Source organism: Streptomyces sp. NPDC002057 (assembly GCF_040296665.1).
Taxonomy (GTDB): Bacteria; Actinomycetota; Actinomycetes; order Streptomycetales; family Streptomycetaceae; genus Streptomyces.
Genome location: NZ_JBEOXR010000015.1, coordinates 101571 through 114117, shown reverse-complemented (window position 1 = coordinate 114117; position 12547 = coordinate 101571). Strand labels below are relative to the sequence as shown.

General features: G+C 74.6%; 9 protein-coding genes. 7 read left to right on the top strand and 2 right to left on the bottom strand.

Going from position 1 to position 12547, the window contains the following annotated elements:
* The 3 genes from ABT129_RS15110 (at position 1) to ABT129_RS15100 (ending at position 4124) form a co-directional block, all read left to right on the top strand.
* The gene (locus ABT129_RS15110; protein WP_351900857.1) at positions 1–585 is read left to right on the top strand and encodes a GAF domain-containing protein; all 585 of its coding nucleotides are present in this window, start codon (positions 1–3) and stop codon (positions 583–585) included.
* A gap of 553 nt (positions 586–1138) precedes the next feature.
* Positions 1139–3289 (top strand): SpoIIE family protein phosphatase, encoded by a 2151-nt coding sequence (locus ABT129_RS15105; protein WP_502981774.1) that lies wholly within the window; start codon positions 1139–1141, stop codon positions 3287–3289.
* 103 nt (positions 3290–3392) lie between these two features.
* Positions 3393–4124 carry a transcriptional regulator gene (locus tag ABT129_RS15100; RefSeq protein ID WP_351900854.1) on the top strand — a complete coding sequence of 244 codons (732 nt, stop codon included), beginning with the start codon at positions 3393–3395 and terminating at the stop codon, positions 4122–4124.
* Positions 4125–4225: 101 nt separating this feature from the next.
* Here ABT129_RS15100 and ABT129_RS15095 read toward each other — a convergent pair whose 3' ends face one another.
* Entirely contained in the window at positions 4226–7021 is a 2796-nt protein-coding gene (locus ABT129_RS15095; RefSeq protein WP_502981770.1) for a hypothetical protein, read from the bottom strand.
* 344 nt (positions 7022–7365) lie between these two features.
* Positions 7366–8148 (bottom strand): GntR family transcriptional regulator, encoded by a 783-nt coding sequence (locus ABT129_RS15090; protein WP_351900850.1) that lies wholly within the window; start codon positions 8146–8148, stop codon positions 7366–7368.
* A 263-nt stretch (positions 8149–8411) separates the two neighbouring features.
* Between ABT129_RS15090 and ABT129_RS15085 the strand changes: the two genes are divergently transcribed.
* From ABT129_RS15085 to ABT129_RS15070, 4 genes are read left to right on the top strand one after another with little or no spacing between them, the layout of a single operon-like run.
* Complete coding sequence (locus tag ABT129_RS15085) at positions 8412–9530, top strand: ABC transporter substrate-binding protein (RefSeq protein WP_351900896.1); 1119 nt, start codon at positions 8412–8414, stop codon at positions 9528–9530.
* Positions 9530–10495 (top strand): ABC transporter permease, encoded by a 966-nt coding sequence (locus ABT129_RS15080; RefSeq protein WP_351900848.1) that lies wholly within the window; start codon positions 9530–9532, stop codon positions 10493–10495. Before ABT129_RS15085 ends, ABT129_RS15080 begins: the two co-directional genes overlap by 1 nt.
* Entirely contained in the window at positions 10483–11430 is a 948-nt protein-coding gene (locus ABT129_RS15075; RefSeq protein WP_502981769.1) for an ABC transporter permease, read from the top strand. The genes ABT129_RS15080 and ABT129_RS15075 overlap by 13 nt, the downstream gene beginning before the upstream one ends.
* A gap of 3 nt (positions 11431–11433) precedes the next feature.
* A complete protein-coding gene (locus tag ABT129_RS15070; RefSeq protein ID WP_351900846.1) occupies positions 11434–12525 on the top strand; it encodes an ABC transporter ATP-binding protein in 1092 nt (363 codons plus the stop codon).
* Positions 12526–12547 lie beyond the last annotated feature (22 nt).

Sequence of the window (12547 nt, the reverse complement as noted above, 5' to 3'; positions counted from 1 at the left end):
ATGGCTCAGACGATCGTCCCCGCCATGTCCGCAGCACCTCGGCCCGATCCGGCCATGGCCGAGCTCCTGCGGTCGGTGGTGGACACCGCGCGCGCCATCTTCGGCGCCGAGGCGAGCTCCATCCTGCTCCTGGACGCCGCGGCGGACGAGCTCATCTTCGAAGCCGTCTCCGGGCAGGGGCAGGAGTTCCTGGTGGGCCGGCGGTTCCCGGCGGGCCGGGGGATCGCCGGGTGGGTGGCCGCCTCGGGCGAGCCGATGGTGGTCGACGACCTCCACGACAGCGCGTCCTTCGACCGGGACGTCGCCAAGTCCACCGGCTACGTCCCGAACGCGCTGATGGCCGCCCCCCTCATCCACGGCGACCGCGTCCTCGGGGTCCTTGAGGTGCTCGACCCGTCCCCGCAGGCCCGATCCAGCCTGTCCGAGCTCGACCTGCTGAGCCTGTTCGCCCGCCAGGCCGCAGTCGCCCTGCACGTCCTCACCACCCACGCGCCCCGAGGTGCGGCGCCGGACGCCCCCGACGACCCCTCGCGCACCGAACTGCTCCGCCTCCTCTCCGAGGCCCGCCGCCTCCTGGAGGAGTGACGGGGCTCCGTCCGCCCGTCTCTCCGGCCGGGCCCGGGCCTTCCCTCGCTCCCGGCGTCGCGGTCACCCGACCATGGCGGCCCGCGCCGCCGGTGCGGTCCGCCCGGCCGTACGTCGGCCGAGTACGGGGTACACCCGATGGAGTACGGAACCGGGGGCCGTGGAGAACGAGGACGCGGGCCCCCGCTGTCCGGGAGGACGTCCTGCGTCCGGCGCGAGGACACCGCCGCCGTCCCCTCTGACCTGCGCTTCCCCCGGGGCGCGGCCGGCCCTCGCGGGGGAGTCGCGGACGGTGGTCAACGGGGACCCCGAAGGCCTGTCGCGCGGCCGGGGGACGGCGGACGTAGGGTCCGACTATGCGTGACCCGCGCCGCCGCCGACCTCGATCCGGGCCGCCGGGCCCCGGCACGCGGGCCGGTGCGACGCCGAGCGCGACGCGCCCGGACCCGTGCCGCGCCCGGTCGGCCGCGGCGGGCGGGTGAGCCCGGTGGAAGGGGCCCCGGCGGACGGGACCACGGGCGCCGGGGGCGAGGACGTCTTCGCCGACGGCCGGATGGCCGCCGTCCTCACCGGCCTCATGCGGGACGTCGGGGCGTCGGTCGGGCTCGTCTACCTCCTGGTCCCGGGCGACCGGATGCTGCGCCTCGTCCTCGTCTCGGGACTGTCGCGGGAGATCGCCGCTCCCTGGGTCCGGATCCCGGCCGGGGCCCCGATCCCGGTGGCCGACGCCATCCGGGAACGGAAGTTCGTGTGGCTGGGCGGCCGGGAGGAGATCGCCCACCGCTACCCCAGGATCGGGATCGTCCTGCCGTACGACTTCATGCTGGCGGCCGCCCCCGTCGCCGACGACACGACCGTGTGGGGCGGCGTCGCCCTGCTCTGGCCGGTCACGCACCCGCCCCAACTCGACGCGCGCGAACGCGAGTCGATCGACGCCCACTGCCGTCTCGCGGCCCTGCTGCTGCGGCGGGCCGCCGACCAGGACCCGCCACCGCCCCACCCCACGGAGCCGCGCGTCGTCCACCCGGAACGGCCCTCCGAGGCCGACCCGGTCCTCGCCGCCGCCGCCTTCGACCTCACCGAGCGGCTGCCCGTGGGGTGCTGCGCCCTGGACCTCGACGGGCGCGTCACCTTCATCAACACCGCCGGCGCCGAGCTGGTGAACGCCGGTGCGGCGACCCTGGTCGGCAGACGGCCGTGGGAGGCGCTGTTCTGGCTGAACGACCCCGCCTTCGAGGACCGCTACCGCGCCGCCGTCGTCAGCCGCCGGCCGACGTCGTTCACCGCCGTACGGCATCCGGCGACCTCGCTGCTGTTCGAGCTCTACCCCGACGAGACCGGCATCAGCGTCCTCATCTTCCCGGGGGCGGAGCGCACCGCGCACGGCTCAGGACCGGCGCACGGCGGAGCCCCCGCGCCGCCCGGTGAAGGCCCGGCGCCCGGTGCCCCTCCCGCCCGCGCGGTGCCCCCGCCGCCCGCCGAGCCCGTCGGCGCCACCGCGGTCTACCAGCTGACGAACCTCGCGGCCTCCCTGGCCGAGGCGGCCGGCGTGCACGACGTCGTCGAACTCGTCGCCGACCAGATCGTGCCCGCCTTCGGCCCGCACGGACTCGTCCTCATGAGCGTCGACGACGGGCGGCTGCGGGTCATCGGCCACCGCGGCTACAGCGAGGAGTTCGTCGAGGGCTTCGACGGCAAACCGCTCACGGCACCGGCCGCCGACGCCCAGGTGCTCGCCACCGGCGTCCCCGCCTTCTTCTCCACGTACGAGGACCTCCACCGCGCCCACCCGCGGGCGCCGCGCTACGGGGGCCGCAACGCCTGGGCGTTCCTGCCGCTGATCGCCTCCGGCCGTCCCGTGGGCTCGCTCGTCCTCTCGTACGACCGGCCGCGTCCCTTCCCGTCGGCCGAGCGGGCGCTGCTCACCTCCCTGGCCGGGCTGATCGCCCAGTCGCTGGCCAGGGCCCGGCTCTACGACGCCAAGCACTCCCTCGCGCGCAGCCTCCAGACCGGGCTGCTGCCGCACGGGCTGAGCTCGCTGCCCGGGGTCGACGTCGCCGCCCGCTATCTGCCGGCCGGCCACGGCACGGACATCGGCGGGGACTTCTACGACCTCATCCGCGCGACCCCCACCAGCGTCATCGCGGTCATCGGCGACGTCCAGGGCCACAACACGACCGCCGCCGCGCTCATGGGGCAGGTGCGGACCGCCGTGCACGCCCACGCGACGGCCGCCGCGTCGCCCGGCGACATCCTGGCGCGCACCAACCGGCTCCTCGACGACCTCGACGCGGACCGCTTCACCAGTTGCCTGATCGCCGAACTCGACCTCGCCGACCACCGTCTCCGGCTGGCCAGCGCCGGTCATCCGCCCCCCATCCTGAGGCGGGCCGACGGCAGCACCGAGATCCTGGAGGTCCCGCCGGGGCTCCTCCTCGGGATCGCCCCGGACGTCGAGTACCGCACCACGGAGCTGCCCTGGGACCCCGGATCCGTCCTCGCCCTGTACACCGACGGACTCGTCGAGGCCCCCGGGCTCGACATCGGTACGGCCATGGCGGACCTGGCGGAGCGGCTCGCCGTGTCCCGGGCCGGGGATCTGGAACAGCTCGCGGACGAACTGACCCTGCACGTCAGGATCGCGGCCCACCGGACGGACGACGTCGCCCTCCTCCTCGTACGCCGACCGTCGTCACCGGCGTAGACGGCGTGGGCCGTGGGCGGCCTCCCGGCCCGGCGGCACGTACGGCCGATCCGGGAGCGCAGGCGGCTGCCCCGCCGGCGGGCGCGGACCTATGCTCGGACGCGTGGCGAACCCAACCGATCTCCAGGACTCCCCGGCCGGACCCGTCGTCTCCGACCCCGAGCTGCTCGCCCTGCACGCCGTCCGGCTCGGGGGCATGGCCGACGACGAGCGGGCGGCGGCGCGCTACGGTCTCGACCCCGAGGTCGTGCGCGAGGCGCTGCTCGACCACGAGGCGAGGGGCTGGGTGACCCGGCGCGCGTTCGCCGGGACGCGCGGCTGGAGCCTCACCGACGCCGGCAGGACCGAGGGGGAGCGGCGGCTCGCCGAGGAACTGGCCGGGGCGGGGCTCGGACCCTTCGTGCGCGAGCGGTACGAGACCTTCCTCGCCGACAACGCCCGCTGCCTCCGGGCCTGCACGAACTGGCAGGTGAGACCGGACGGCACCGGGCGCCTGGTCGTCAACGACCACGGGGACGCGGCGTGGGACGGGCGCGTCCTCGACGAACTCACCGCCCTGGGGCGGGTCATCGAGCCCCTTTCGGAGCAGCTCGGCACCCGGCTCGTCCGCTTCCGCGGGTACGGCGCGCGGTTCACGGGCGCGCTCGCGCGGGTCCGGCGGGGCGAGCTTTCCTGGGTCGACCGCGTCAGGGAGGACTCCTGCCACACCGTGTGGATGGAGCTCCACGAGGACCTCCTCGCCACGCTCGGCATCGCGCGCGGCGAGGAGCCCCCGCCGGCCACGCGCCGCCCGGCCGACGCGGGGACGACCGAGGGGACGAGCGACGCGGAGTGAGCGACGAGGAGTGAGGACGGCGGACACCGGCCCCCGACCGTGCGGGGACCGGTGTCCGCCCCGAACCACCGACGCGGCGCGTCAGTTCTCGTGAGAACCCGTCACGCGGCGTCCCGTACCGTTCCCGTGAACTCCGGGCCCGGGACGGGCTCCCAGGACGCGTCGAACGTCGTCAGCCGGGCCCGCAGCGACTCCGCCGCCTCGCTCAGCCCGTCCGCGACCGTGGGCACGCGCACCTCCGCGCTCGTCTCGCCGGCGGGGACGGTGACGCCCAGGTACAGGCCGCCGTTCCCGATGAGGGAGAGCGGCGCGGCCGGGTCCGGCACCTCACCGAGGTTCTCCTCCAGCCACGCCCGGTCGACGTCCGCCGTGGACAGCTCCGTACCGCCGGCCGGCGTCAGGAACGAGACGTAGCCCATGACGTCGACGTCGGAGGCCTCGGACAGGGTCACCCGCCAGGTCAGGGCGGAGCCCTCGGTCACGTCGTCCGCGACGGGGATCAGACTCACCCGGGGCATGGGGTCGTCGTTGAGGGCGGTCACACCGCCCCGGTGGGCGCCGACCACGGTGCCGCGCACCGCCTTCACGAACGCGTCGTGCGGCAGGTCGTAGCCGTAGCGGGTGTTGCCCGTCACCTCGACCCGGACGTCGATGTCCTGGTGGCCCGGACGGACCGTCACCGTACGGGACGTGACCTCGCCCGTGTCCGGACGGGGGACGAACAGACGGACCTGGCCGCCGCCCCGACCGGACACCGTCACGGGCACCCGGTAGGTCCGGACGCCCGAGTCGCCCTCCGCGACCGTCAGACGGCCGATGTCGACCCGGGCCAGGGGAGCGGGGCGCACCGCCGGGGTACCGGGGCGCCAGCCCCACGCGTCCATCAGCCAGGCGCGGCCGGAGCCGCCGCGCGGGGTCAGCTCCAGTGTCGTGATCCGCTTGAGGTCCAGGCCGGACCGGGCCGCCGCGGTCAGCGGCACGCGGAGCTCGCGCGCCCAGTGGGACGCGGTCCGTTCGGTGCCGGGCAGTCCGTCGATCCGGGTACGGCCGAGCTGGGCGCGCCGCCCCGAGGCGTCGGTCACCGCGACGTCCAGCTCGGTGCCCGTGGTGTTGGGCGGGACGATCAGCCGCAGGGCGAGGGCGTGGGCCCCGGCCAGGGAGACCGGCCGCGCGGAGCGCACCGCGACCGGGGCTCCGGGGGCGGTCCACTCCAGCGCGACGGCGTCGCGGCCCGCCTCCGTGGAGGTCTCCCACATGGCGAAGTGCGGTGACGCGCCGCCCGCCTCGCGGGAGAGGCAGGCGCGGGCGTCGTCGGGGTCGACCTGGGCGCAGAGCCTGCCGCCCCCGGTCACGCTCACCGAGGAGTCCGGCAGGAAGGCCGGGGTGCGGTGTGCGCCGACGGCGTGGGTGAGGACCCGCGCCGGACCGGCGGAGGGGGCCCGGCGGCCGGTCCCGTCGAGGAGCGGACGGACCCGGTCGTCACCGGCGACGAACAGCCGGGCGGCCGCCGCGATGTAGGTGGCGCCCGCGGTCTGCTGCTGCGCGGCGGTGAGGCGGGTCGCCGTGCCGGGGGAGCAGACCGGGTCGGTCCCGTCCTCGGACGTGAAGTCGTCGAAGGCCGGTGCCTGTGCCTGTCCCGGCGTCCACTCGCTGTTGAAGTAGTTGTGGTTGGCGCCGACCATGTAGACCGCGCTGTGCAGGGCGGCACCCCGGCTGACACCGCGGGTGCCGTCGACGAAGTTCTGGCCCTGGAGGTCGGACACGTCGCCGTCGCAGCCCGGCAGGATGGTCATGGACGGCACGTCGGGGGCCGGGTTGTTGCCGAAGATCGTGGGCCCGATCGGGACGGTGCCGCGGATCCTCCACCGCACGGGGCCCCGGTAGCCGTCCTGGTCGGCGGGCGGCGGGGTGAGGCTGTCGACCGCGGCCCGGTTGACGCCCTCGCCTCCCCGGGAGTGGCCGACGAGCAGCACGCGCGACAGGTCGGCGGACGAGGTGCCGCGTACGGCTGCCGGTGCGGCGGAGCGGTCGGCGGACCAGTCCGCCCAGCGGGCGAGGTGGTGGCGTACGAGCGAGGAGCGGGCCTGGGCCCCGCCGTCCTCGGCGCGGTAGTCCTGGCCGTTGATGCCGTTGGCGGATATGGACAGCGTCACGTAGCCCTGGGAGGCCAGGAGCCGCTGGGCGTCGAGGTATCCCTGGTGGCTCGGTATCGGCAGCGAGCCCGGGGCGCAGGGCCAGTCGCCCGTCACGTCCTCGGTGCCGGGGGTGTAGCAGGTTCCGTGGCGGCCGTGGAGGAAGAGGGCCACCGGCCGCTTCCCCGGTGCGCCGGCCGGTCCCACGACCGTGGCGCGCATCTCGACCGGCTCGGGGAAGCCGGGCAACCGGACGGATTCGAGGGCGTATTCGCCGCTGACGGTGCGGTAGCGGCCGGGCACCCCCGGGTCCACCGGGTTGGCGGGCGGGGCCTCCGGCAGGGCGGACGGGGCGCGGGGGCTCAGGCGCGCGGAGCGGGCCGGGCCCGCCGCGTCGAGGCGCCGGCCGCCGGCCGTCACCCGCAGCTCGGTGTCCCCGGTGAGCCGGAGGTCCCCGAGCGGCAACTGGAAGGAACGGCCGTCCTTCTGGGCGACCGGACGGCCGAGCAGCCGGTCGCCGGCGTGGAACTCGACGCGGGCGTCGCCCATGGGGACGGGCGAGGGCGACGTCCAGATCAGCCGCCTGTCCGCGCCGGCCCCGGTGACCTGCCAGCCCTCCGGGAGGTCGAGGTTCCCGAACGGGCTCCCGGGGGAGGCCGTCGACGGTGTTCCGGGTGACGGCTGGGCGTACGCCGCTCCCGGTGACACCGCCGTCAGGGCGAGTAACGCCGCGGCGGTGGCCACGCCGCGTGTGACACGTATCAAAGCGTTCATCCTCACGATCGGTCTCGTGAGGCACCGCGGGCGCGTCACCGGGGATCCCGGTGTCCCGGGCGGCCCGGTGTCCCGGGCGCGCTCGGTGTTCCGGGTGTCCCGGCCTCCGGGCTTCCCCGGCTCCCAAGTGCCTCTCTCGCCTCCTGAGGACGGCAACCGGGGGGTCGGGGTTGCCTCGTGACATGCCGTCGGTCTGTCGGCTCGGCGACCCGTCGACCCGTCGACCCGTCGGTCTGGCGATCCGGCGATCCGTCGGCCTGGTGATCCGGCGGTCCGTCGGGGCGGCGGTCGGGCGGTCCGTCGCGGGGCGACCGCCGACTGCCGTGCGGCGGGCGTCACATGAGCAGCGAGCCCGGATCGCGGACCAGGGGCGCCGTGCCCACCGAGTTGCTCACGTTGAAGGTGACGCTGCCCGCCCGGTAGCGGTCCTCGGTCCATTCGATGGGGCGGCCGTCCGGGTTGCTCGTCAGATGGCGCTGGCGCAGGAGGGGACTTCCCCGGCGGACGCGCAGCAGGCGGGCGTCGTCGCTGCCGGCGGGGACGGCGTCGATGAGGTGTTCGCCGTAGTGGGCGACGATCCCGGCCCCCTCCGCCATGCTGTCCATGATCGAGGCGCAGTCGACGGGCAGGGACTCGACCGCGGGGGCGACCCAGGCCGCGTACGCCGTGCGCTCCACCATCACCGGTTCGCCGTCCAGGAGCCGCAGCCGCAGCACGTCCAGCACCCCGGCCCCCTCCGGCAGGACCAGGCGGCGGGCCTCCTCGGGGGTGGCCCCGCGCCGCTCCCGGTGGAGGAAGCGGCTCGTCGCCTGGTAACCCATGGCCCGCGCCCACTGGGCGAAGCTGTGGAGTTCGGCGAAGCTGTGCCGGCGCTCCCTGCGGAGCACGATGCGGCGGGCTCCCTGGCGCGAGCCGATGAGTCCTTCCGAGGTGAGCAGGGCGACGGCCTGCCGCACCGTGCCGCGCGAGGCGGACCAGCGCGTGGCGAGGTCGCTCTCGGAGGGCAGGCGGGCGCCGACGGCGTACTCGCCGCTCAGGATCGAGCGGCGGAGTCCCTCCGCGATCTCCACGTAGAGCGCCGTCACGGCATCCCCCTTCTCCCCGGTGGCTGTGTACATCCGGTCACGGTGTGTGCGGTGCGAAGGATCACCCTAACCCGCCCGCCCGGCTCCGTGGTGGGTCACCAGGTCAGTCCAAGTGCGCGGCATTCACCTGGTGTTCACCGCAACCGGCTCTTCCGGCAGTCGTGTGGAGCCCGCCATGCCCCGTTCATCTCGCGGACAGGATGTAAGGGCGAACTAAGGGCGGCTTGTTCAGACAAGTTCCCTCACTCACCTCGGGAGAACCCGTGCGCAGAACCCCCGTCCGCGCTGCCGCCGCCCTGCTCGGCGCAGCCGTCCTCACCACCGTCACCGCCTGCGGTGCCGCCCCCGAGGGCGAGGCCGGCGCCAAGGGCGACGGCGCGAAGGCGGCCACCGCCGCCTCGGCCAAGGACTTCGGCGGCCTGGACGCCCTCGTGAAGGCGGCGAAGGCGGAGGGCGCCCTCCACGTCATCGCGCTGCCGCCGGACTGGGCCAACTACGGCGAACTGATCAAGACGTTCGAGACGAAGTACGGCATCGAGATCGAGAGCGAGAACCCGGACGCCGCGAGCGCCGACGAGATCGCCGCCGTCAAGTCCCGCAAGGGCCAGAAGCGCGCCCCCGACGTCCTCGACCTGGGGATCGCCTTCGCCCGCAGCGGCGCCGAGGAGGGCCTCTTCGCCCCGTACAAGGTCGAGGCCTGGGACAAGATCCCGGCGGCCCAGAAGGACGAGGCCGGGCGCTGGTACAACGACTACGGCGGCTACGTCTCCATCGGCTGCGACGCCAAGCGCGTCCCCAACTGCCCGAAGAGCTTCGCCGACCTCCTCAAGCCCGAGTACAAGGGCAAGGTCGCCCTCAACGGCAACCCGACCAAGTCCGGTTCGGCCTTCGGCGGCGTGTACGCGGCGGCCCTCGCCAACAAGGGCTCCTTCGCCGACATCCAGCCCGGCATCGACTTCTTCGGCAAGCTGAAGAAGAGCGGCAACTTCATCCCCGTCGAGTCCACCCCGGCCACCGTCGAGAAGGGCGAGACGCCCATCAGCATCGACTGGGACTACCTGAACGCCGGCTACGCCGACCAGTTCAAGGACAAGGGCGTCGACTGGCAGGTCGCCGTGCCCACCGACGGCGTGTACGCCCAGTTCTACTCCCAGGCCATCAACAAGGACGCTCCGCACCCGGCGGCCGCCCGCCTGTGGATGGAGTTCCTCTACAGCGCCGAGGGCCAGAACCTCTGGCTCAAGGGATACGCCCGCCCCGTGCTGCTCCCGGCCATGACCGCCGACGGCACCGCCGACAAGACCTTCGTCGCCAAGCTGCCCGCCGTCGCCGGCACCCCCGCCTTCCCGGCCTCCGCCGAGCTCGACAAGGCCAAGGCCACCCTCGCCGAGAAGTGGGACAAGGCCGTCTCCTGATGTCCTCCGCCTCCTCCACCCCCGCCACGGGAACCGCCGCCGGCACGGGAAGCGCCCCCGGCGCGGGCCCGGCCGCGGCGGCCGCCCCCGCCACGGGAACCGCCGGCGGCACCCGCCGCCGGCGGCGCGGCCCGCGCACCTGGCTCGCCGCCCTCCCGCTGATCGTCTTCACCGGACTGTGCTTCGGCCTGCCGCTCGGCGCCCTCCTGTACGGCGCCGTGACCCGCACCGACCCCGCCTCCGGCGCCACCTCCCTCACCGGAGAGCACATCGCCCGCTCCCTCCAGGGCCCCTACCTGGGCTCCCTCGTCGGCAGCGTCCAGCTCTCCGCCCTCACCGCGCTCATCGGCTCCGTCCTCGGCGTCCTCATCGCCCAGGCCGTCGTCACCTCCCGCTCCCGGGCCCTGCGCGACGCCGTCCTGACCGCCTCCGGGGTCCTCGCCAACTTCGGCGGCGTCCCCCTCGCGTTCGCGTTCATCGCGACCCTGGGCATCTCCGGCGTCGTCACCCAGCTCGCCGACCTGAGCGGCCTCGGCTGGAACCTGTACTCGTTCACCGGCCTCACCGTCGTGTACCTGTACTTCCTCGTTCCGCTCATGGTCCTGGTGATCCTCCCCGCCCTCGACGGACTGCGCCCCCAGTGGCGCGAGGCCGCGCAGAACGCGGGCGCCCGCGGCTGGCAGTACTGGCGCCACGTCGGCATCCCCGTCCTCGCGCCCTCCCTGCTCGGCGGGTTCGTGCTGCTCTTCGGCAGCGCGTTCGCCGCGCACGCCACCGCGGCGGCCCTCGTCGGAGGCTCCGTCCCCCTGGTCACCCTCAAGATCGCGGACGCGCTCTCCGGGAACGTCCTCGTCGGCCAGGAGAACGTCGCCCTCGCCCTCGGCCTCGACATGATCCTGATCGCCGGACTCGTCATGGCCGTCTACCTCCCCCTCCAGCGCAGGAGCGCCCGATGGCTGCGATGACCCCCACCGTCCGGGAGGCGGACCAGGAGCCCGCGAAGGGGACGGCCCCGCCGGCCGCCCCCGCGCGGACCCGGCGCCGGCCCCGCGTCTGGCGCGGAGCCGTCCTCGGCCTCGGCGGCGCCTACTTCCTGATCCCGCTGATCGCCTCGTTCGTCTTCACCGTGCACACCCCCGGCCAGGGCGTCTCCTTCGAGGCGTACACCGCGCTGATCTCCGCCGACGGCTTCACCGAGAGCCTGCTGCTCTCCCTCGGACTCGCCGCCGCGACCATCGCGCTGGCCCTGCTGCTCGCCGTGCCCGCCCTCGTGGCGGTGCGGCTCGGCGCACCCCGGCTGGGGCCGGTCGTCGAGGTGATGTGCATGCTGCCGCTCGTCGTGCCGCCCATCGCGCTCGTCACCGGCATCAGCACCGTGCTGCGCTGGGGTCCCGACCACCTCTCGCGGACCCCGCTCTACCAGACCTTCCTCGCCGTGCAGGACGAGAACTTCCCCGTCGTCCTGGTCCTCGCGTACACGGTCATGGCCCTGCCGTTCGTCTACCGGTCCCTCGACGCCGGACTGCGCGCCGTCGACGTCCCGACCCTCGTCGAAGCCGCCCGCAACTGCGGGGCGAGCTGGTTCCACGTGATGCTCCGGGTCGTCCTGCCCAACCTGCGCTCCTCGCTCGCGGGCGCCGCCTTCCTCACCCTGGCCCTGGTGCTCGGCGAGTTCACCATCGCCTCGCTCCTCGGCTTCCGGCCCTTCGCGGTCTGGATCGTCTCCATCTCCGGAGCCCACGCCCGGATGTCGGTGGCCGTCTCCCTGCTCAGCCTGGTCATCACCTGGCTGCTGCTGCTCGCCCTCTCCCGGGCCGGAACGGCGCAGGCCGGCGCACCCGGCACCGCCCGTTCCCCCCGCACCGCACGCGGTTCCCGCACGTCGCCCAAGGAGTCCTGACCCATGTCCTCGTCCTCAGCAACCGCGGAGCGGACGGAGCCCCTCGCGGCCGGCGGGGCCCGTGTCGAATTCCGCGGCCTGCGCCGCGTGTTCGGCTCCACCACCGCCCTCGACGGACTCGACCTGACCGTCGAGCCGGGCGAACTCCTGGCGCTCCTCGGTCCGTCGGGCTGCGGTAAGACCACGGCCCTGCGCGTCCTCGCCGGATTCGAACGGCCCGACGCGGGAGAGGTCCTCGTCGACGGCGCCGACATCACCCACGTGCCGGCCAACCGGCGCGACGCCGGCATGGTCTTCCAGTCGTACAGCCTCTTCCCCAACCTCACCGCCGCCGACAACGTCGCCTTCGGCCTGCGCGTACGGAAGGTCGGGGCCGCCGAGCGGAAGGCCCGGGCCGCCGAACTCCTCGACCTGGTCGGCCTGCCCCAGCACGCCGACCGCTACCCGCACCAGATGTCGGGCGGCCAGCAGCAGCGGGTCGCGCTCGCCCGCGCGCTGGCCCTGCGCCCCCGGGTGCTGCTCCTCGACGAGCCGCTGTCCGCGCTCGACGCGAAGGTCCGGCTCAGCCTGCGCGAGGAGATCCGGCGGCTCCAGCTCTCGCTCGGCATCACGACGGTCTTCGTCACCCACGACCAGGAGGAGGCGCTGTCCATGGCGGACCGCGTCGCCGTCCTCAACGCCGGAAGGCTGGAACAGTGCGCGGCCCCGGCCGAGCTCTACCGGCGCCCGGCGACCCCCTTCGTCGCCGAGTTCATCGGCACCATGAACCGGCTCCCGGGGGTCCTGACCGGCTCCGGCCACGTCGAGGTGGCGGGCAGTCGCCTCTCCGTCGACGGCGACGCCCCGAAGGAGCGCGAGGTGGACGTCCTGGTCCGCCCCGAGAACGTCACCGTGACCGAGGCCGCCGACGGCGACGCCACGGTGGTCTCCACGTCCTTCCTCGGCTCCGTCACCCGCGTCCACCTCGACCTCGCCGGCACGCCCGTCAAGGCCGACCTGCCCTCCCGGGACGCGGGCACGCTCGCCCCGGGCTCCCGGGTCGCCCTCGGCATCGCGCCGCACCCCGCGCTGGTCGCCCCGAGGGCGGAGCGGTGACCGAACTCGCCGCCGTCCTCTT

What these genes read in the sequence shown, in the direction of transcription:
- ABT129_RS15110 (WP_351900857.1), top strand. Translation starts at nt 1, where the DNA reads ATGGCTCAGACGATCGTCCCCGCCATGTCCGCAGCACCTCGGCCCGAT.
- ABT129_RS15105 (WP_502981774.1), top strand. Translation starts at nt 1,139, where the DNA reads ATGGCCGCCGTCCTCACCGGCCTCATGCGGGACGTCGGGGCGTCGGTC.
- ABT129_RS15090 (WP_351900850.1), bottom strand. Translation starts at nt 8,148, where the DNA reads ATGTACACAGCCACCGGGGAGAAGGGGGATGCCGTGACGGCGCTCTAC.
- ABT129_RS15080 (WP_351900848.1), top strand. Translation starts at nt 9,530, where the DNA reads ATGTCCTCCGCCTCCTCCACCCCCGCCACGGGAACCGCCGCCGGCACG.
- ABT129_RS15075 (WP_502981769.1), top strand. Translation starts at nt 10,483, where the DNA reads ATGGCTGCGATGACCCCCACCGTCCGGGAGGCGGACCAGGAGCCCGCG.
- ABT129_RS15070 (WP_351900846.1), top strand. Translation starts at nt 11,434, where the DNA reads ATGTCCTCGTCCTCAGCAACCGCGGAGCGGACGGAGCCCCTCGCGGCC.